Source organism: Caballeronia sp. ATUFL_F1_KS39, assembly GCF_023630985.1.
Taxonomy (GTDB): Bacteria; Pseudomonadota; Gammaproteobacteria; order Burkholderiales; family Burkholderiaceae; genus Caballeronia; species Caballeronia zhejiangensis.
This window is the reverse complement of sequence record NZ_JALQDZ010000045.1, coordinates 115,226-134,067: the sequence shown is the minus strand read 5'-3', so window position 1 is coordinate 134,067 and position 18,842 is coordinate 115,226. Positions and strand designations below refer to the sequence as shown.

Annotated in this window: 18 protein-coding genes; 7 read left to right on the top strand and 11 right to left on the bottom strand. The window is 62.7% G+C overall.

Annotation, left to right across the window (positions count from 1 at the left end):
- Window positions 1-340: 340 nt before the first annotated feature.
- From NCR93_RS24320 to NCR93_RS24305, 4 genes are all read right to left on the bottom strand, one after another.
- Window positions 341-853 carry a glycosyltransferase family 9 protein gene (locus tag NCR93_RS24320; protein WP_250532295.1) on the bottom strand — a complete coding sequence of 171 codons (513 nt, stop codon included), beginning with the start codon at window positions 851-853 and terminating at the stop codon, window positions 341-343.
- A gap of 56 nt (window positions 854-909) precedes the next feature.
- Window positions 910-3,330, bottom strand: a complete 2,421-nt coding sequence (locus NCR93_RS24315; RefSeq protein WP_250497425.1) for a two-partner secretion domain-containing protein — start codon at window positions 3,328-3,330, stop codon at window positions 910-912.
- Between the two features lie 457 nt (window positions 3,331-3,787).
- The gene (locus tag NCR93_RS24310) at window positions 3,788-4,477 is read right to left on the bottom strand and encodes a response regulator transcription factor (RefSeq protein WP_175982006.1); all 690 of its coding nucleotides are present in this window, start codon (window positions 4,475-4,477) and stop codon (window positions 3,788-3,790) included.
- A 5-nt stretch (window positions 4,478-4,482) separates the two neighbouring features.
- Window positions 4,483-5,169 (bottom strand): response regulator transcription factor, encoded by a 687-nt coding sequence (locus tag NCR93_RS24305; RefSeq protein ID WP_008347376.1) that lies wholly within the window; start codon window positions 5,167-5,169, stop codon window positions 4,483-4,485.
- A gap of 411 nt (window positions 5,170-5,580) precedes the next feature.
- On the opposite strand from NCR93_RS24305, the gene NCR93_RS24300 reads away from it, so the two are divergent.
- Complete coding sequence (locus NCR93_RS24300) at window positions 5,581-5,793, top strand: hypothetical protein (RefSeq protein ID WP_175982008.1); 213 nt, start codon at window positions 5,581-5,583, stop codon at window positions 5,791-5,793.
- Here NCR93_RS24300 and NCR93_RS24295 read toward each other — a convergent pair.
- The 3 genes from NCR93_RS24295 to NCR93_RS24285 are packed head-to-tail and all read right to left on the bottom strand — an operon-like array spanning window position 5,790 to window position 8,382.
- The gene (locus NCR93_RS24295) at window positions 5,790-6,443 is read right to left on the bottom strand and encodes a response regulator transcription factor (protein WP_008347372.1); all 654 of its coding nucleotides are present in this window, start codon (window positions 6,441-6,443) and stop codon (window positions 5,790-5,792) included. The genes NCR93_RS24300 and NCR93_RS24295 overlap by 4 nt on opposite strands.
- Window positions 6,433-7,941 (bottom strand): sensor histidine kinase, encoded by a 1,509-nt coding sequence (locus NCR93_RS24290; protein WP_175982010.1) that lies wholly within the window; start codon window positions 7,939-7,941, stop codon window positions 6,433-6,435. The genes NCR93_RS24295 and NCR93_RS24290 overlap by 11 nt, the downstream gene beginning before the upstream one ends.
- Window positions 7,942-8,001: 60 nt before the next feature.
- Window positions 8,002-8,382, bottom strand: a complete 381-nt coding sequence (locus NCR93_RS24285; protein WP_033535859.1) for a response regulator transcription factor — start codon at window positions 8,380-8,382, stop codon at window positions 8,002-8,004.
- A gap of 202 nt (window positions 8,383-8,584) precedes the next feature.
- Here NCR93_RS24285 and NCR93_RS24280 point away from each other — a divergent pair, with 202 nt between their 5' ends.
- Complete coding sequence (locus NCR93_RS24280) at window positions 8,585-9,802, top strand: MFS transporter (protein WP_175982012.1); 1,218 nt, start codon at window positions 8,585-8,587, stop codon at window positions 9,800-9,802.
- 3 nt (window positions 9,803-9,805) lie between these two features.
- Here NCR93_RS24280 and pssA read toward each other — a convergent pair whose 3' ends face one another.
- Window positions 9,806-10,420, bottom strand: coding sequence for a CDP-diacylglycerol--serine O-phosphatidyltransferase (gene pssA / locus NCR93_RS24275; protein WP_033535860.1), 615 nt, complete (start codon window positions 10,418-10,420; stop codon window positions 9,806-9,808).
- 161 nt (window positions 10,421-10,581) lie between these two features.
- Between pssA and NCR93_RS24270 the strand changes: the two genes are divergently transcribed.
- On the top strand, window positions 10,582-11,397 hold the full coding sequence (locus tag NCR93_RS24270) for a cytochrome c (RefSeq protein WP_008347363.1): 816 nt from the start codon (window positions 10,582-10,584) through the stop codon (window positions 11,395-11,397).
- Between the two features lie 9 nt (window positions 11,398-11,406).
- Here the strand turns inward: NCR93_RS24270 and NCR93_RS24265 are convergent, their stop codons facing one another.
- Entirely contained in the window at window positions 11,407-12,231 is an 825-nt protein-coding gene (locus tag NCR93_RS24265) for an isocitrate lyase/PEP mutase family protein (RefSeq protein ID WP_175982014.1), read from the bottom strand.
- Between the two features lie 128 nt (window positions 12,232-12,359).
- On the opposite strand from NCR93_RS24265, the gene NCR93_RS24260 reads away from it, so the two are divergent.
- Window positions 12,360-13,115: a COG4705 family protein gene (locus NCR93_RS24260; RefSeq protein ID WP_175982016.1), complete on the top strand. Its 756-nt coding sequence runs from the start codon at window positions 12,360-12,362 to the stop codon at window positions 13,113-13,115.
- 72 nt (window positions 13,116-13,187) lie between these two features.
- Here the strand turns inward: NCR93_RS24260 and katG are convergent, their stop codons facing one another.
- On the bottom strand, window positions 13,188-15,452 hold the full coding sequence (gene katG, locus NCR93_RS24255; RefSeq protein ID WP_175982019.1) for a catalase/peroxidase HPI: 2,265 nt from the start codon (window positions 15,450-15,452) through the stop codon (window positions 13,188-13,190).
- 396 nt (window positions 15,453-15,848) lie between these two features.
- Between katG and NCR93_RS24250 the strand changes: the two genes are divergently transcribed.
- Both NCR93_RS24250 and NCR93_RS24245 read left to right on the top strand, forming a co-directional pair.
- A complete protein-coding gene (locus tag NCR93_RS24250; protein WP_239294982.1) occupies window positions 15,849-16,208 on the top strand; it encodes a toxin-antitoxin system TumE family protein in 360 nt (119 codons plus the stop codon).
- Complete coding sequence (locus NCR93_RS24245; RefSeq protein WP_239294984.1) at window positions 16,205-16,684, top strand: HVO_A0114 family putative DNA-binding protein; 480 nt, start codon at window positions 16,205-16,207, stop codon at window positions 16,682-16,684. The genes NCR93_RS24250 and NCR93_RS24245 overlap by 4 nt, the downstream gene beginning before the upstream one ends.
- Before the next feature lie 10 nt (window positions 16,685-16,694).
- Here the strand turns inward: NCR93_RS24245 and fae are convergent, their stop codons facing one another.
- Complete coding sequence (gene fae / locus NCR93_RS24240) at window positions 16,695-17,228, bottom strand: formaldehyde-activating enzyme (RefSeq protein ID WP_008347352.1); 534 nt, start codon at window positions 17,226-17,228, stop codon at window positions 16,695-16,697.
- 316 nt (window positions 17,229-17,544) lie between these two features.
- On the opposite strand from fae, the gene NCR93_RS24235 reads away from it, so the two are divergent.
- Window positions 17,545-18,837 carry an MFS transporter gene (locus NCR93_RS24235; RefSeq protein ID WP_008347351.1) on the top strand — a complete coding sequence of 431 codons (1,293 nt, stop codon included), beginning with the start codon at window positions 17,545-17,547 and terminating at the stop codon, window positions 18,835-18,837.
- Window positions 18,838-18,842 lie beyond the last annotated feature (5 nt).

Below are 18,842 nucleotides of genomic sequence, written 5' to 3'. Positions count from 1 at the left end.
CGAAGGAAGACAGTGCTTACTCAGGCCAGCACGCAGGCAGAGCGAGTGCCCATCGCTCGTGACTTGCGCCCTGCCACAACGATGGTCGAATTTAGCCGACGGGCTCTCCGCTCGATATAGAAAAATATCGAAAGCCCGATATGGTCAAAATATCCGCACGATTCATGCGGGAATGGTCTTGCTTCGATCTGCGAACTTATGTAGGGAGATCGTTTTTTTCGTCATTTCCGAAGACGAAAACACCGAAGCGCGAGAGGGTCTATCGCGGAGTCTTCGGTGATTGGGCACAGGACGCAAGACATCCCGCAGACTCGCGTCTTGAGGATGTCTTATGAATTTCTCAGACGCACGTGGTATCGGCCCTTAGCATCTTCAGATGCCCGGCGATGCGCGCGACCACTTCCGACCAGTCGCAACCGTGACGCTTGCGGAAGAGACGCATCGTCGGATACCAGGGACTGTCCTCGCGGGTGTAGTGCCAGCGCCAGTCGCCGTAGAACGGCAGCATCATCCACACGCGCTTGCCCATCGCACCGGCGACGTGCGCCACCGACGTATCCACCGTGAGCACGCCGTCGAGTGACTCGATGGCTTTCGCCGTCTCCGCCATCGTCGTGACTTGCGCGCCTACATCGTGGAAGTTCGCGTGCTTCTGCGCGTAGTCGGCGGCTTCGTCGGCTCCGGCGCCCTTCTGCAGGCTGAAGAACTCGATGTCCGGAATCCTGAGCAGATCGTCGAGCACGGCAAGCGAGGGCAAGGAGCGCGCGCGATCGTTCTCATGCGTGGGATTGCCCTTGAACACCAATCCCACTTTCAGCTTGTTCGGCGCGACGATCGGCAGCTTCGAAGGCACAGCGGACGGCGCACGAAGATACGGCACTGCTTTTGGCAACGCTTCGAGATCGAGCGTCAAATGAGCCGGAATCGCGTGCGGATACCCGTAAGATTAACCACGCCGTTACCCGACGCGTTGACACTGCCTTGATACCACAGCCCGGTGGTGCCGCTCCCATTCAGATTGATGTGCGCATTGTCCGTGGCAGTGGAGCTCCAATAGCCCTGTGCGCCCCAAGTCGTATTGGACGCCGCGTCCAGATTGATCGTTGAATTTCCCCTTGCGACGAAAGCGCCGTCCCAGTCGCTCATGCCGACTTGGGTGTTCGACCGGGCGTTGATGTTGATCGTGGCTTCATCGTCCGAAGTCAACGTCGACCCAAAAGAATAGCCGGTCGTGGCGGCTGTACTGTCGATGCCAAGCCCGACCCCACTATTGGAAGTTCCAGAAATATTGATCGTAGCGCCTTGATTTGCGGCGACATCGGCAATCACAAAGACGCCGGTCCCGCTTTCACTGGTCCCGTTGATATTCAACGTTGCGTTGCCCGCAACGGAAATCGCTGACTTCGTAGACTTTCCCGGTGCGCCAGCGCTGACTCCAATGCCGCTGTTCGAAACGCCGGTAATGTTCCAGATACCCGCGCCTGATTGCGTGAGCCGCGCACCCGGAGCAATCGTTACTCCGACGCCGGTATTGGCCGTACCCTTGATGGAACCACCACCTACGTTTGTGATATTGCCCGCGAGATACACCGCATTGGCACCGGCCAGGCCGCTACCGTTCACGGTATTGCCAGAGGCGCTGAGCGTGCCGCCATTCAGATTCGTATTCGCACCCTGAACCGTCACCGAACCATTGTGGTTCCCGCTCATATCAGCGGTCAGGTTCAGATTCAGCTTGTTCGCCGTGGACGTGATATTGCCGTTGAGATGAATGCTGCCATTGGCCAGCATCGTCAGCGTCGCGTCCGTGCCGCTCGTCTTGACGATATCCGCCCCCGCCTGCTGCACGATGTTGCCCGTGGCCGTGCCCGAGCTCGCCGTCGTGATCGTCACGTTCGTGCCGCCGCTCAGCACGTTGCTGATCGACTGGTTGTTCACCGTCGCCGCGTTGCCGCTCGGCGTGAAGCCGCTCATGCCGCCCGTGTAGTTCGCATCCGCGCCCGTGCTGATGGTCACGTCCGTCGGATCGATCAGCCACTCGCCGCCCTTGCCGTTCGGCGCCGCCGCGCTCAGGTTGCCCTGCACGCTCAGGCTATGACCCGACGTCTCGATGAAACCGCCATCGCCATGCGCCGCGTCCGCCTTGATCGTCGCGCCGCTATCGACTTGCGTGAAGTCCGCGAACTGCACGCCGTCCTGCAGCATGCCTTGTGCTTGCGTGCCCGAGAGCTTGCTCAGGCTGTCACCACCGATGATGACCTTGCCGCCCGACTTGTCGCCGCTCGCGTCGATGCTCGCGTTGCCGAACACGCCCACGCGGTTGCCCGAGAGCACCACCGTGCCGCCCTGACCGCCCGCGCTCATGTTCGATGCATCGATCTTGCCCGACACCGTCACGTCGCCCGTGTTGCCCGCATCGGCCACCACCGTGCCCGCCTTCACCACGCCAGACATGTTCACCACGCTATTGAGCAGCGTGTTGCTGCCGCGCGCGGTCAGCAGGACCGAACCGTTGTCCGCCTTGATCGTGCCGCTGTTCTCGACGAGCGCGTTGGCCGTCGCGTTGTTCAGCGTCAACTGGATGCCTTGACCGTTGGCGAGCGCAACCGTCGCGCTGTCGCCCGCGGCGAGCGCGACCTGACCGTTCTTGCCCGCATCGATGGAACCGGTGTTGCGCACCTGATCGCCCATCAGCGTGACATAGCCTTGCGCGTTGATCGTGCCGTCGTTGACCACGCTCGCGTTCTTGCCCGTGCCCGACAGCTTCAGCGGACCGCCCGACATGAACTGGTTCGCGTCGATCGACTTGGTCGTCGCCAGCAGCGAACCGACGTTCACCACCGCGCCCTTGCCGAACAGCACGCCGTTGGCGTTCTGGATCAGCACCTGACCGTTGGCCAAGAGCGAACCTTGAATGTTGGAAGCGCCCGCGCCCGTCACGCGGTTCAGCGCCTGCGCTTGTGCGTTCGGCTGATTGAACTGGACCGTGTTGCCCTGGCCGACGTTGAACGAGTTCCAGTCGATCACGGCACGTTGCGTGCCCTGATTGATGGTCATCGTGTTGGAATTCTGCGAGATCGAAGCCTGACCTGCGGTGACTTGACCGCCGGTCGGCAGTGCCTGCGCGAAGCTCGTCGCAGGGGTCGATGCGAACATCGCGAGCGCAAAGGCCGTCATCGTTGCAATGACGCCCATTTTCGCGCTTTGAGGAGAAGAGGAGGAAGCGTTGCCTTCGCCGGGCGCCTTGCCCTGGCTTGTTACGTCTTCCGCAACGGCGACCAGCATGCCATGACGCTTACTGAAAACACGACGAAACCGATTCTTGTTCATCCGAAAATAAACCTAGTAAATGAGATTTAGCCGTCCCGGATATCGAGTACGGCGCAACGTGTGACAGGAATTCGCTCAGCTCGACGCACGCGCAGTCGCGCACCTTTTTCACACTCAGGAACCGGTGCCAGAAAGCAGACCAACTCCACGGATCGAATGCTATTGATCGACGCCGCGTCGCCATATAGAAGAAATTCGAATGCCCTCACGGCTGCCCGAGCGGGTACCGTGGATCAAAGGCCCGGCGGGCCAAGCGTCGATGGAATTCAGAATGTTCCCCAATCGACAAAGCGTGAACTTCGAGACAGCCGGCAGTTAGCGGCGCGCGCACCTCGATGCGCGCCATCCAGCCCGGTACACCGATAAGGGATCGTGGGAGAAACGCGCCGTTTCTGTACGCGACGCCGAAACGCGTGCGCCCGGTCTGGATAGACCGGGCATCGGCACGCCGCCCGAATCAGGCTGCGTGGGAAAGGTCGCCCGGACCGAACCGGTCCAGCTTCAATCCAAGGTTCGATGCGAAGCGATGCAGCTCCGAAAGCCGGTCGAAGCCCAGCAAGCTGCGTACTTTGATACTCTGCGAGCTGATCGCGCTCTTGCGACGTTGCATCAAACTCGCTATCTCGCGGCCTGAAATGCCGCACAGCATGAGCCCGGCGATCTCCATCTGGCGCGCCGTCAGCATCCCGAAGCGCTGTAGCTCCGGATTACTCCGGTACTGATACAAAGCCGCGCGCGCGGTCGGCGACAGATATGACGCGCCGCGCTCGAGCTCGCGCACCGCAGTCAACACCTCGGACATCTCGTCGGATTTGCTCACGATCCCTGCCACACCGCGTTGCTCGAGCGATCCAACGAGAAACGGCTCATGAAATTCGGTATAGACAAGAATCCGCAGATCGGGAAATTCGCGCGAAACAATGGAAAGGAATCGCCATCCGTCTGGCGATCCTCTGCCAGGCATCGAATAGTCGGCGATCAAAATATCGCATTCGCGGTGTGCCAGTAAATCCATCAGATCGGAGACGTCGTGCGTCGTGCCGACCACATCGCAGCCGGCCTCATCCAATGCCTTGTGGAGACCAAATGCGACGAGTGGATGATCATCCGCGATAACGACCTTCAGCTTCTCGCGTTTGCCAGTCATGACATTTACCCCCGGATCGCGTCGAATTCGACGCCGATTTGCGAACGCTCCAACGACAATCCGTGACTCGCCGCGAAGCGATACATCTCGGATTCCCGGGAAAACCCCAGTCGCTTGCAAGCCGCCGCACGCTGAGAGCTGATCGTATTCATTCGGCGATCGAGCAGGCGCGCCGTTTCGCATACAGAAAGACCACATAGCATCAAGCCCGCGATCTCCATCTGCCGACGCGTGAGCGCGGTGAAGCGGCTCAACTCCGGCGACACATTGAAGCGCTCTACTGCCGATTGCGCGACGGGAGACAAATAGCGCCCGCCAGCGAAGAGCGTATGGATCGCGACAAGCATTTCAGACATGTTTTCGCGCTTGCTGACCACGCCAGCGACGCCGCGTTGCGCGAGACTTCCCACGAGAAATGGATCGTCGAATTCGCTGAAAACGACGACGGGCAACTTCGGGTATTTGCTCGACAAGGCGGTCAGAAATTGCCAGCCGTCCAACGAGGAAGCATCCGGCATCGAATAATCGGCCACGACCACATCGCACGCTTCATTTTCAAGGACGTTCATCAAACCGTCGGCGCTGCTTTCCACGCCACGTACGTTGAATCCCGCTTCAAGTAATGCTTTATTGAGGCCGCACAGGACGATCGGATGATCGTCGACTATTGCGACTCGAATGTCTTTCGCCATCGTTTCATCTCCCCGAAATCTGCTTAGCTCAACCGTACTGAATATGGATAACGATCCGGATGAACAATATCGACCGGGATTTCGGCTCGATATAGAACGACTTTGAAACGAACCGGGAAGGACGAAACGTTCGACTTGCGTCATGAAAGCCGATGGTTTGCCGAGCAAGGCGCATCACCGTATTGCGGATAGCGGACGTACACACGAAAAAAAGCCGCCGGGCTAACGCAACGGCGGCTGAACGGGGGCAGACTTAAAACTACGACGGGAGATTACGCGCGATCCGGGCGCCGATATATCGATCGATTTCGAAATGGCGAAGACCTGCCTTGCTTGCATCAAACGTTCGTATAAGCACGCCGAGCCGTTCGTAGAATGGCGCGCGCGCATGCGCTTCTCTAAGCTGACGTCATGGTCACGCATCGGGAGCGCATCATGGGCGATACATCGACACGCAGGCTGTTATCCGCTTGCGCCGCCGTTCTGGCGTTCGGAACGTGGTATTCGCTGAGCGCGCCGCACGACTGGAGCGCGCTCGATCGCGCCGGTTACGACACGCAGTTGCCGCTCGAACGCATCGCGTTGAGCGAAGAAACCGCGCCCTCGATGATGCAAAACCGCTAGGCGCGCGGCGGCGTCGATGCGCCTTGCGGCATCTTCACGCCGAGCGCTTCGGCCTTCAGCACAAGATCGGCCAGCGAACGCGCGGCCATTTTCTTCATCGCCTGGCCGCGATGAATCTTCACCGTGATCTCGCTCAGATTCATCTCCGCTGCGATCTGCTTGTTCATCAGACCCGACACGACGAACGCCATCACCTCGCGCTCACGCGGCGTCAGCGACTCATACGCGCGCCGCAAGTCCGCGACCGAGCGGCTCGCCGCGCGCCGTTCTTCATCGGCTTCGAGCGCCTGCGCGACGGCATCGAGCATGTCCTGATCGCGGAACGGCTTCGCGAGAAAATCCTTCGCACCCGCTTTCATCGCTTTCACCGTCATCGCTATGTCGCCGTGCGCCGTCATGAAGACGATCGGCAAGCCGAGCTGGCTCGCGGCCATCTGCTCCTGCACGGCGAGACCGCTCTGCCCTTTCAGCCGAACGTCGAGGATCAAACAGCTCGGCACTTCGGGCATGTCGTGCGCAAGGAACTCGTGCGCGGACGCGAACGTCGTCACGTTCAGTCCGACCGAACGCAGCAGCATGCGCAGCGCATCGCGCATCGATTCGTCGTCGTCGACCACGTAGACCATCGCGGCGTGCTTGTCATTGCTCATCGTCTCTTCTCTCGTTTTCGGGCAGCACGAAAAGCAGACGCGCGCCGCCTTCATCGGGCGATTCCGCCCATATCCTGCCGCCGTGCGCCTCGATGATCGAACGGCAGATCGACAAGCCCATGCCCATGCCTTCGGCCTTCGTCGTAAAGAACGCATCGAACAGACGCCGCGCGTTCTCGTCGCTGATGCCCGTGCCCGAATCCTGCACGACGATCTGAGCGTAACCGGGATCGCTGTCGCTCTCGCGCGTCGCCACACGCAACACACGCGGCCCGTTCACGGCGGACATCGCCTGCGCCGCGTTCATCATCAGATTGATGAGCACCTGCTGCAACTGCACGCGGTCGCAACGCACCGTCGGCGACGGCGTCGCGAGATCGGCGCGCACATCCACGCGATGACGCGCGAGTTCGCGCCGCACGAGCTCGATCGTCTCGCCGACGATCTCGTTGACTTCGAGCGTCGCGGGCTGGCTGTCGCGCTTTCTCGCCATCGCGCGAATGCGTGCGATGACTTCGCTCGCGCGCTTGGCGTCGCGGACCATCTGCGCGATCGATTGCTGCGCCTCCGCGATATCCGGTTGCGCGCGATTGAGCCAGCGCAAGGCGGCGCCGCCGCTCGTGACGATCGCGGCCATCGGCTGCGTGACTTCGTGCGCGATCGACGCGGCCAGCTCGCCCAGCATCGTCACGCGCGTCACATGCGCGAGTTCGGCGGTCGAGCGCGCGAGCGCTTCCTGCGCGAGCTTGGTTTCGGTGACGTCCATCAGCGCGCCGACGTATTCGCCGCCGTCGTTTTCGCTCGATGCACGATGCGCCACGTAATGAACGTGCTTCACGGTTCCATCCGGCAGCAGCAGCCGATGCTCGACATCGATATCGCGCACGCTGGACAGCGCCGCTTCATGCGCGCCGCGCACGATCGCGATGTCGTCGGGATGCGAGCGCGCGAGAATTGCATCGATGGAAGGCGTCATGTCGCGCGGATAATCGAAGATGCGATACGCCTCGTCGGACCACCACATCGTCCCGGCGGGCAGACGCGTCGCGATGCTGCCGGTAAGCGAAAGCCGCTGCGCATCGAGCAGGAACGCTTCGCTGCGCTTCAATGCATCGCGCTGACGCTGCAACTCGGCTTCCATGCGCTTGCGCTGCATCGTCGTGGCCTGAATGCGCAGCGAGAGAACGGCGGTCGTGCCGATTGCGAGCAGGCTCACCGCGCAGCGTGCGAGCGCGCCGCCCGAGACGTTCTCGTCGTGCGAAAGAATGAAGCCGACGAGCGTGAGGATGACGCAGCCCCACGCGGTCGCGACCGTCGCGGTGCGATTGCCCGTCGATGCGATCAGCAGCACGACGACGACATACAGCACCGCGATGGCGATATCGAGCGGCGTGAGCGCGTCGATCAGAAACACGGCGAGCGCGATGGCCGCCGCGAGCATCGACACGATGCGCGTATCGTGACGCACCGCGCGCGGCGCGCTCTGGAATGTCTCCATCAATCAATCATCGGCGTTCGTTGGAAAGGTCCGGGCCCGCGCCAGATTACGCGAAGCATTCTAATCCTTCAAAAATCCTTGCCGAATGCGTTCGAGGCAATCGGCGACGGCGGTTCCATCGACGGGCTTGCTGAGAAAGCACACCGCGCCGCCGTCGAGCGCCTGACGGCGCGCGGCATCGGATGCGAACGCGGTGATGAACATGACCGGCACGTTCAGATTCAGCTCGTGCAGACGTTGCTGAAGTTGCAGGCCGGACATGCCGGGCATGTTGAGATCGGTGATGATGCACGCGAGGCCGTCGAGCGGATCTGCGTCGAGAAACGTCTCCGCCGACGCGTACAGGCTGACCTCCCAGCCGAGCGAGCGCAGCAGACTGGAAGAGGCGACGCGGACGGATTCGTCATCGTCGATCACGGAAACTCTGGAAGGCGATTGCAAGGGCGTTGTCCTGTTTCGGCGCGCAATGAACTGATCCACGCCTGATTGGAAGCCATCTTACGCACGCGCCTCGTGCCGCGAAATAACATGAAGGTATAGGTCCGAAGCGCACGCTTTCATCTGATGAAACGGCGTGAGCCCTTGCTGCGGGAAATGCGCCGACAACGTATAGTCCCGTTCTGCTACCTCAGGGTCTGTTTACATGCCGGCTTCAGCTTCGACCACACGCGACGGCGGCAAGCACGTCGAACTCACGCGCGGCCTCATTGCGCTCTTCGCCTTCTGCTGCGGCGCGATCGTCGCGAATCTGTATTACGCGCAGCCGATCATCGAACTCATCGCGCCCGATCTGCACATGGCGGGCGGCACGGCGAGCCTGATCGTGTCGCTCACGCAGATCGGCTATGCGCTCGGGCTGTTCTTCATCGTGCCGCTCGGCGATCTGCTCGAAAACCGCAAGCTCATGATCGCGACCGCGCTCGTGTCGATCGCGAGTCTCACGGCGGCCACGTTCACGCACACGCCCGGCTGGTTTCTCCTGATCTCGCTCGTGATCGGCTTTTCGTCGGTGGCGGTGCAGATTCTGATTCCGCTCGCCGCGCATCTCGCGCCGGACGAATCGCGCGGCAAAGTGGTCGGCACGATCATGAGCGGGTTGTTGCTCGGCATTCTGCTGTCGCGGCCGATATCGAGTCTCGTCGCGGGCCACTTCGGCTGGCGCGCGATGTTCGGCGCGGCCGCCGTGTTGATGATCGGCGTCACGAGCGTGCTCGCGTTCACGATTCCGAGCCGCAAGCCAGATCATCAGGCGACGTATTTTCAGCTCATCGGCTCGCTCGGGCATCTCGTGCGAACGATGCCGGTGCTGCGTCATCGCTCGCTTTATCAAGGGCTGATGTTCGCATCGTTCAGTCTCTTCTGGACCGGCATTCCGATCGAACTGACGCGTCATTACGGGCTTTCGCAGACGGCCATCGGCATCTTCGCGCTGATCGGCGCGACCGGGGCGACATCCGCGCCGATCGCCGGGCGTCTCGCCGATGCGGGCCACACCGTGCGCGCGACCTTCATCGCGCTGATTCTCGCGGCGATCGCGTATCTTCCCGTGGTGATTCATCCCGCGTGGGGCGTGGGCGCGCTTGTCGTGACGGGCATCGTGCTCGATTTCGCCGTGCAGATGAACATGGTGCTCGGCCAGCGTGAAATCTACGCGCTACACGCCGCGAGCCGCAACCGGCTGAACGCCGTTTACATGACGAGCATTTTCATAGGCGGCGCATTCGGCTCGGCGTTCGCGAGCCAGCTTTACGAGCACGGCGGCTGGACGCTCGTCGCGAGCGTCGCGACGTGCTTTCCGCTCATCGCGCTCGCGCACTTTCTGCTGATCGGGCGGCATCACGCGGCTTCGGCCAGCGCCTGATCCTCACGGCTTGGGAATGCGGATGCGGCTGATCATCAGCGAGCCGGAGATCGCGTAGATCAGCACGAGCGGATGCAGCGTGAAGCCGCCGAGACGCACCGTGCCGAGCCACATGCTTTCGCCGATCGCGCCGGACCACGCGCCGATGGTCAGCAGCAGCACGATGAGAAACGATGTGGGAATGGGCGTGCCTTCGAAGTGCGTGACCTTGCCGCTTGCGCCCGACATCTCTTCGGTCGTGACGTTGTAGCGCGCGAGCCGCGACACGCCGCACGCGACGAAATAGGCCAGGATCACGCGGTCGTAGAGGCCGCGCATGCCGAACCCATAGCCGATGATCGCCGGCGCGACGCCGAACGAGATCACATCGGCGAGGGAGTCCAGCTCCTTGCCCAAGAGCGAAGCCTTCTGACGCCAGCGCGCGATGCGGCCGTCGAGCACGTCGAACACGAGCGCCGCGAACACGAGCGCGCAAGCGAGATAGATATGCAGCACATCGGAGTCGTCGAGATAGGACATCGACGAGAAAAGCGCGCCCGTGCCGCACACCGCGTTGCCCAGCGTGAACCAGTCGGCCAGATGGAAATCGCGGATCATCGAGAATCGTTTGGCTTTCATTCGTTTCTGTTTTCGTGACGTTCGGGCAGCGCCGATGGCCAGCGCCGCGAGACTTTCAAGTCTATCATCGCGCCCTCTTTCCCTTAGCACTCCGCATGCCACGCATCGTGGCAAACGGCGTGAGGCAGTATCATCACCGCACGCAAAGGAGGACCGCGACGATGATGTTCAAACGCGCCCTGGCGCTCGCGAGCCTGATGCTCGCCTGCGCGTCATCGATGGCCGCATCGCTCACGATCAACGTCGGCGGCGAGCGCTCGCTCACGGCCGATCAATTGCTCGCGCGCCCGGATGCCGCGATCATCCGCGTGCCGAACGACGTCACGTTTCATCGCAGCATGACGTATCGCGCCGTGCCCTTGCGCGCGCTGCTCGGCATCACGGAACTGCCCGCGGGCAAGGAGCTTCAGGTCACGGCCACCGACGGTTTCGTCACGCACTTTTCCGCGAAGCTGCTGTTCGGCGATGCGAAGAAGCGCGCCGAACCGTGGCTCGCGATCGAGCCGGCGGACGACCCTTGGCCACAGGTGCCGGGCAGCGGCGATGTCGGTCCGTTCTATGTCGTGTGGATCGATCCGGCCGCGTCGGGCGTCACGAGCGAGCAGTGGCCGTTCAAGGTCGACGCGATTCGCATTGCGCCGACGCTCGCCGCGCGCTTCCCGCAGATCGCCGTCGACAAGAGCGTGCCCGCCAATTCGCCGATACGTCGCGGCATGACCGTCTTCACGACGCAATGCATGGTCTGCCACAAGCTGAACGGCGCGGGCGATGCGTCGGTCGGCCCGGACCTGAATCGTCCGCATAATCCGACCGAATATTTTCAGCCGTGGGCGCTGAAGGGGTACATCCGCGATCCGAAGTCGATTCGCGCGTGGGCCGACATGAAGATGCCCGGCTTCGACAAGAACGCGATCAGCGATAGCGATCTCGATGCGGTCATCGCGTATCTCGGCTACATGGCGAAGCGCAAGAAGTAGCCGGGTACGTTACGCGCGCGCGTCGAAAATCGCGTTGAGATCGTTGCCCGCCGCGGCGTCCTTGAACCCGTCGAAGCGGCCATCGACAAGTCCTTGCGCCGCGCGCATGAACCCGCCCCACGCGACGCGCGCAAGCCCTCCGCCGACGCTCACGCGCCGCACGCCGAGCGCGGCGACGTCGCTCAGCGTGAACTCGGACACGCCGCCGATCAGCAGGTTCACCGGCTTCGGCGCGACCGCCTTCACGACGGCTTCGATCTGCTCGCGCGTCTTGATGCCGGGCGCGTAGAGGCAATCGGCGCCGGCATCGGAATACGCCTTGAGACGCGCGATGGCATCGTCGATATCGGGCTTGCCCGCGAAGAAGTTTTCCGCGCGGCCGACGAGCAAGGTGTCGCCGCCGCTTGCGTCGATCGCGCGCCGCGCCGCCTTCATGCGCGCCACGGCGACATCGAGCGCAAAGAGCGGCGCGGATGCGTCGCCGGTCGAATCCTCGATCGACAAGCCCGCGACGCCCGCCTCCACCGCGAGCATCACGCTTTGAGCCACTTCGTCGGGCGTCGCGCCGAAGCCGCTTTCGAAGTCGGCGTTCACGGGCAAATCCGTCGCCTCGACGATTTCGCGCAGATGAGCGAGCACGGCGTCGCGCTGCATGTGATTGTCCGCGTGACCTTTGGACCATGCGAAGCCCGAGCTCGTCGTCGCGAGCGCCTTGAAGCCGAGCGTCGCGAGATAGCGGGCGGAACCGACGTCCCAGGGATTCGGCAACATGAAGCAGCCGGATTCGTGCAGCGCGCGAAAAGCGGCGCGTTTCTCGGCGACGGTGCGGGGCATGGCGTGGCTCCTTGTGGATGAACGGGTCGGAACGTCGACGATACGCGAAGGGGCGAAATGGTGCTCGTACTAAGCCTCTCCTAAGCCCCTACCCCTACGCTCGAGTCTTTCCTCGCATGAGAGACGACATGGAGCGAACAGAAAATGCACTCGCCAAGGTCCCCGAACTGACCCTGGCGTTCTGGATCATCAAGATAGCGGCGACGACGCTCGGCGAAACCGGCGGCGACGCACTCTCGATGTCGATGAACCTCGGCTATCTGGTGAGCACGTTCATCTTCGCGGCCGTGTTCGTCGTCGCGGTGATTGCGCAAGTCAAGGCGGAGCGATTCCAGCCCGCGCTCTACTGGATCACGATCATCGCGACGACGACCGTCGGCACCACGCTCGCCGACTTCGCGGACCGCTCGCTCGGCATCGGCTATGCAGGCGGAGGCGCGATCTTGCTCGCGTTGCTGATCGCATCGCTCGCGGTGTGGCATCGTGCGATGGGATCGGTCTCGGTATCGACGATCGCATCGCCGAAAGCGGAAGCCTTCTACTGGGTCACGATCATGTTCTCGCAGACCCTCGGCACCGCGCTCGGCGACTGGACCGCCGACACCGTGGGCTTCGGCTACACGGGCGCCGCGACGATCTTCGGCGGCGCGCTGTTGCTGATCGTGCTCGCGTATGGCTTCACGAACGTTTCGCGCACCCTGCTGTTCTGGAGCGCGTTCATCCTGACGCGGCCGCTCGGCGCCGTAGTCGGCGATTTTCTCGACAAGCCGGTCGCGAACGGCGGTCTCGCGATGAGCCGCTACGGCGCGTCGATCGCGCTCGCGATGTTCATCGTCGTGTGCGGATTTCTCTTCAAGCAGCGGCCCGCGCGCGTCGCGCATTGAAGCGCGTTGCAAGAAGAAACGGCGGCCCCGAAGGACCGCCGCGTTGCCTGCAGCTTCTACGAGCCTGGCCGCTTACTTCTTCAGATCGAAGCGGTCGAGGTTCATCACCTTCGTCCACGCCGCGACGAAGTCGCTGACGAACTTCTCCTTCGCATCGCTGCTCGCATAGACTTCGGCGAGCGCGCGCAGCACCGAATGCGAGCCGAAGATCAGATCGACGCGGCTGGCGGTCCACTTGCGCTGCCCCGACTTGCGATCGCGCCCTTCGAACACATCGCGGCGCGACGACATCGGCAACCACTCCGTATTCATGTCGAGCAGGTTGACAAAGAAGTCGTTCGTCAACGTTTCGGGCTTGTCGGTGAAGACGCCGTGCGCGTTGTCTGCGGCGGTCACGTTGAGCGCGCGCAAACCGCCGATGAGCGCTGTCATCTCCGGCGCGGTCAGCGTCAGCAATTGCGCCTTGTCGATCAAAAGCGTCTCGACAGGCACGCGCACGTTCGACTTGACGAAGTTGCGGAAGCCATCGGCGACCGGTTCGAGCGCCGAGACCGAGAGCACGTCTGTCTTGTCCTGCGACGCGTCCATGCGGCCCGGCGTGAACGGCACCGTGACCGTGTGGCCCGCCTTCTCCGCCGCCTTCTCGATCGCCGCGTTGCCCGCCAGCACGATCAGATCGGCCATCGAGATCTTCTTGCCGCCCACTTGCGCGCCGTTGAATTCTTTCTGGATGCCTTCGAGCGTCGACAAGACCTTGCCGAGCTGTTCAGGCCTGTTCGCCTCCCAGTCCTTCTGCGGAGCGAGACGAATGCGCGCACCGTTCGCGCCGCCGCGCTTGTCGGAGCCCCGGAACGTCGATGCCGATGCCCACGCCGCCGACACCAGATCGGTAATCGACAACCCCGACGCCAGCACCTTCTGCTTGAGCCCCGCGACATCCTGATCGCCGACGAGCGGATGATCCACCGCCGGAATCGGGTCTTGCCACAGCAGTTCTTCCTCCGGCACTTCCGGCCCGAGATAGCGAGCCTTCGGACCCATGTCGCGATGCGTCAGCTTGAACCACGCGCGGGCGAAGGCGTCGGCGAACTGGTCTGGATTCTCCCAGAAGCGCTTGGAAATCTTCGCGTATTCCGGATCGAAGCGCAGCGACAGGTCCGTCGTCAGCATCGTCGGTCTGATCTTCTTCGACGGGTCGTGCGCGTGCGGGATGGTTTCCGTCGAATCCTTCGCGATCCACTGATTCGCGCCCGCGGGACTCTTCGTCAGTTCCCACTCGTAACCGAAAAGGTTCTCCCAGAATCCCTGGCCCCACTTCGTCGGCGTCGTGGTCCAGGTGACTTCGAGGCCGCTCGTGATCGTGTCCGCGCCCTTCCCGCTGCCGTAGCTGTTCTTCCAGCCGAGGCCCATGTTTTCCAGATCCGCCGATTCCGGCTCCGGACCGACGTTATCGGAAGGCCCCGCGCCGTGCGTCTTGCCGAACGTATGGCCGCCGGCGATCAGCGCGACGGTTTCTTCGTCGTTCATCGCCATGCGGGCGAAAGTCTCGCGGATGTCATGCGCCGCCGCGAGCGGATCGGGATTGCCGTCCGGGCCTTCCGGATTGACATAGATCAGGCCCATCTGCACCGCGCCCAGCGGATTCTCCAGATTGCGGCCGCCGTCGGTGCGGCTGACTTCCTCGCCGTGCTTCTGTTCGTCGGCGGTGATGACGCCCTGATCTTCATCGTTGCCGGCCGCGCCCTTGCCGTAGCGGACATCGCCGCCGAGCCAGGTCTTTTCATTGCCCCAGTAGACATCCTGATCCGGCTCCCATGTGTCTTCGCGTCCGCCCGCGAAGCCGAACGTCTTGAAGCCCATCGTTTCTAGCGCGACGTTGCCGGCGAGGATGATCAGATCGGCCCATGAAAGATTCTGTCCGTATTTCTGCTTGACGGGCCAGAGCAGGCGGCGCGCCTTGTCGAGGCTGACGTTGTCCGGCCAGCTATTGAGCGGCGCGAAACGTTGCTGGCCGCGTCCGCCGCCTCCCCTGCCATCGCCGATGCGATACGTGCCCGCGCTATGCCACGCCATCCGGATGAACAACGGACCGTAGTGGCCGAAGTCGGCAGGCCACCATTCCTGCGAATCGGTCATGAGCTCCGCGAGATCTTTCTTGACCGCGGCGAGGTCGAGGCTCTTGAATGCTTCGGCATAGTCGAAACCCGAGCCGAGCGGATTCGACTTGTCGGAATGCTGACTCAGCAGATCTACCCGCAGTTGCCGCGGCCACCAGTCACGGATGGTCGTTCCGGTGCCGGCGGCATGCGTAAACGGGCACTTCGATTCGTTTGACATGCGTTATCTCCTTGCGAGGACGTACCCACTAGTACTAGTTCTTGTGCTACTGACTACCATGGCGTCAGATCCATGCGAGGCGCTGCACGAACCTGGTCCGATAAGGGATTTCGCGGCGTGCATCGGGCGATGCGTGGTTCATCCCGACAGCCTTGTGCAACTTAAAAAATACGTGAGAGCGGCGCTCAATAGAATGCGATTTTTGCAATGCCGCCGATAGGTGACGGCTATAAGGTGGTGGCGCGTTCTTGTCGCGCGGGCATGTTGCAGTGCGGAATCGCGGGCGGCGCGTCTGACTTCTTTTCGTCATGAAAGCGCGCAGCTCGACGCGCGTGTCAGTCTAGCAGCGTCTCGCGAGCTTGGCAGCGAAGGTGTGTCAAGTCGTCCGTTCGGGGAATGGCGGGCGGCGGCCGGGTGTTGGAGCATTTGACAACACACTATGGCGTTGTCAGAGTGTCCAACAGAAAAGCTCCGCTCGTCCTGGGTGCGCGAGAGGAGCTGCCTTCCGGTGGTTTCGTCGAACTAACGATATGGCATGTCCCTGAGCCTGTTCCGGGATGCACACATTCATATAAATACAGGCTTGCGTATGTCGTCGCTGGCGAGTGCGTGCTGCGTTACGACAACGAGCGAGGCAAAGGCGATCACCGTCACTTCGCGAAAGTCGAGACACTTTATGAATTTACGTCGGTCGAGCAGTTATGCGCCGACTTCTTCACGAATGTGCAAGTCTGGAACAGATGGAGGTCAGGATGATGAAGACCGTCACGATCGGCATCGCGTCGCTGGAAGAGTTCAGCGAGCGCGTTCTTGCCACGGTCAAGAGCGGCAAGTTCCCAGGAAGGTTCTTCTCCTACGCCACGCCCGAACTCCTCTTCCGCACCTTCACCACGCCCCGCTGGCAAATCATCCGCGCGATGACCGGCGCCGGCCCGATGTCGATCCGCGAGCTGTCGCGCCGGCTCGAACGCGACGTGAAAGGCGTGCATCGCGACGTGCAAGCGCTTCTCGAAGCCGGCTTGCTGGAACACGACGAGCACGGCGCCATCGTGTTTCCGTACGACACCGTGCGCGTCAACTTCACCTTGAAAGCGGCCGATCTCGCGCCGCCCGCCGCGCAGCACAAATCCGCCGGCACCGCCATCGGCGAAGATTGCGCACCGTCGCCGCGCAGCCCGCGTCGGCGAGCGGCGCCACGAAAGCGCGAGCCGCGTCCGGCGGGAAACCGCTGAACCGTGGAATTCAGCTCCAGTCGTCCATGTCGTGCTTGATCGTGTGGCGATTCGCGATGAGTTCCTCCACGCTCGGCTCGTTGCTCATGGCGCGCTGAATGGCGAGCTTGGTCGCTTCGTAATTCGTGCGGTACATGTCCTTCTTGTCGATGTTCGCGTCCGTCGCGCAACGCGGATCGATCCACACCAGACTGATGATGCACAAATCGTTCGCCTGATCCTTCGGCAGGATGCCTTCTATCAGGCAATCGACGACCGCATCGGCGGTTGCCGACTGCACCACGCCGCCGAACAGATCGATGTTCGCCATGTCCTTCAGCGTCACTTTCGGCACGATCATCGTCGCCGGGCGCACCATCTGATTGCACGCGCGTATCGCGAACATCGCCGTGTGTCCTTTCGATTGCGCCATCATGTTGGCGAACGCGTGGCCGACCGGCCCGTCGACGCGGCCGATGAGAATTTCGGGCATCGCGTCGGTCGCTTGTCCCGGCGCCGCCAGCACGGTTGCTTCGCCTGCGCGGAAGGTCAGATCCAGACTCATGAGCACTCTCCTTTCAGGGCTGAACGATGGTTCGATAGTCCGGAGGAAGAACCGTTTGCAAGGACGATGCCATCCGCGTGATGCCAGGCGCGCCGGCAATCCAGGCAACGAGGCGGCGAACAGTCTGCGCCCGCCGCGTGACACACTGTGCGGGACGGCGTTTTCCCTGTCCTCCCTGTTTCGGGTGGGGGTGCGGTTCGTCACGCGCACTTAACGTGGCGACGTGCAGCTTGCACTCCGCGCGAGCGCGCGCGGCGAAACCTACAACGCACCCCGCGGCCCGAACGGGCGCCGCATTTTTGAGCCGATCCGACCCATGAACTCACTCGACGGTTACAGGCCACGCGCGGCGTGGTTGACGACGCTGATGCTGACGGCGCTTGCCCTCATCAATTTCCTCGACAAGATCGTGCTCGGCATGGTGGCCGTGCCGCTGATGCGCGATCTGAACCTGTCGCCGGCGCAATTCGGCGTCGTCGCGGGAAGCTTCTTCTGGCTGTTCGCCGTATCGACGGTGCTGGTCGGCTTTCTGTCGAACCGCATCCAGACCCGCTGGCTGCTGCTCGCGATGGGCGTCATGTGGGCCGTGCTGCAGATTCCGCAGGCGCTCTTCAGCAGCATGGCCGCGTTTCTCCTGAGCCGCATGGTGCTCGGCGCGGCGGAAGGCCCGTTCTATCCCGTTTCCGTACACGCGCTCTACAAATGGTTTCCCGACGAAAAGCGCAACATGCCGGTCGCCTTGCTCAATCAGGGCGCGATGGTCGGCCTGCTGCTCGCGGGCCTGCTCATTCCGGTGATCACGCATCACTGGGGCTGGCGCATGAACTTCATCCTGCTCGGCATCGTCGGCGCGTTGTGGAGCGTCGTGTGGCTGTTCGTCGGACGCGAGGGCAATCTTGCGCGGCGTCCGCGCGGCAACGCCAGTGCCGACGCCGCGCCTCAGAAAGTGCCGTATCGCAAGCTCCTGAGCAATCCGACCGTCCTCAGCGTGTTCATGCTCGGTTTCGCCGCTTACTGGATGCTCGGCGCCAACACGACCTGGCTGATGAGTTACCTCGAAAAAGCGCTCGGCTTCTCCGGCATCGCGTCCGGACGCTGCTTCGCGCTCGTGATCGCCACCGCGGCGCCGTTCAGCCTCGGGCTCAGTTGGCTGTCGCAGCGCATGCTCGCTCGCGGGGCGTCGTCTCGCAGCGCACGCGTGCGTTTGCTGTGCGCCGCGTTCGCGATATCCGCGTGCCTTTTCTTCGCGCTGATGCTGCCGGGCCTCAGCTCCGCGCAGAAGGTCGCCGTGTTCGCGGTGGCCGGCGCGCTGCCGGCCGTGTGTTTCGCGCTCGCGCCCGCCGTGCTGTCCGAAGTCGTGCCGGATGCGCAGCGCGGCGCGCTCATCGGCATCCACACCGCGCTCGCGAGCACGGGCGCGGCGATCGCGCCGATGGTCATCGGCCGCATCGTGCAGGCGCACGGCAGCACGAGTGCCCACGCCTACGAACTGGGCTTCGCGACGACCGCCGCCATGCTGATCGTCGCCACGCTCATCGCGCTGCGCTGGATGCATCCGGATCGCGCGCCGCGCGCTTCGACCGAGCCGGTCGCGACGAGCGCCGCCTGAGCGCG

Coding starts and splice junctions, on each gene's coding strand:
- NCR93_RS24315 (WP_250497425.1), bottom strand. CDS start 3,330: ATGAACAAGAATCGGTTTCGTCGTGTTTTCAGTAAGCGTCATGGCATG.
- NCR93_RS24310 (WP_175982006.1), bottom strand. CDS start 4,477: ATGACTGGCAAACGCGAGAAGCTGAAGGTCGTTATCGCGGATGATCAT.
- NCR93_RS24305 (WP_008347376.1), bottom strand. CDS start 5,169: ATGGCGAAAGACATTCGAGTCGCAATAGTCGACGATCATCCGATCGTC.
- NCR93_RS24300 (WP_175982008.1), top strand. CDS start 5,581: ATGGTCACGCATCGGGAGCGCATCATGGGCGATACATCGACACGCAGG.
- NCR93_RS24295 (WP_008347372.1), bottom strand. CDS start 6,443: ATGAGCAATGACAAGCACGCCGCGATGGTCTACGTGGTCGACGACGAC.
- NCR93_RS24290 (WP_175982010.1), bottom strand. CDS start 7,941: ATGGAGACATTCCAGAGCGCGCCGCGCGCGGTGCGTCACGATACGCGC.
- NCR93_RS24280 (WP_175982012.1), top strand. CDS start 8,585: ATGCCGGCTTCAGCTTCGACCACACGCGACGGCGGCAAGCACGTCGAA.
- pssA (WP_033535860.1), bottom strand. CDS start 10,420: ATGAAAGCCAAACGATTCTCGATGATCCGCGATTTCCATCTGGCCGAC.
- NCR93_RS24270 (WP_008347363.1), top strand. CDS start 10,582: ATGATGTTCAAACGCGCCCTGGCGCTCGCGAGCCTGATGCTCGCCTGC.
- NCR93_RS24265 (WP_175982014.1), bottom strand. CDS start 12,231: ATGCCCCGCACCGTCGCCGAGAAACGCGCCGCTTTTCGCGCGCTGCAC.
- NCR93_RS24260 (WP_175982016.1), top strand. CDS start 12,360: ATGGAGCGAACAGAAAATGCACTCGCCAAGGTCCCCGAACTGACCCTG.
- katG (WP_175982019.1), bottom strand. CDS start 15,452: ATGTCAAACGAATCGAAGTGCCCGTTTACGCATGCCGCCGGCACCGGA.
- NCR93_RS24250 (WP_239294982.1), top strand. CDS start 15,849: ATGGCGGGCGGCGGCCGGGTGTTGGAGCATTTGACAACACACTATGGC.
- NCR93_RS24245 (WP_239294984.1), top strand. CDS start 16,205: ATGATGAAGACCGTCACGATCGGCATCGCGTCGCTGGAAGAGTTCAGC.
- fae (WP_008347352.1), bottom strand. CDS start 17,228: ATGAGTCTGGATCTGACCTTCCGCGCAGGCGAAGCAACCGTGCTGGCG.
- NCR93_RS24235 (WP_008347351.1), top strand. CDS start 17,545: ATGAACTCACTCGACGGTTACAGGCCACGCGCGGCGTGGTTGACGACG.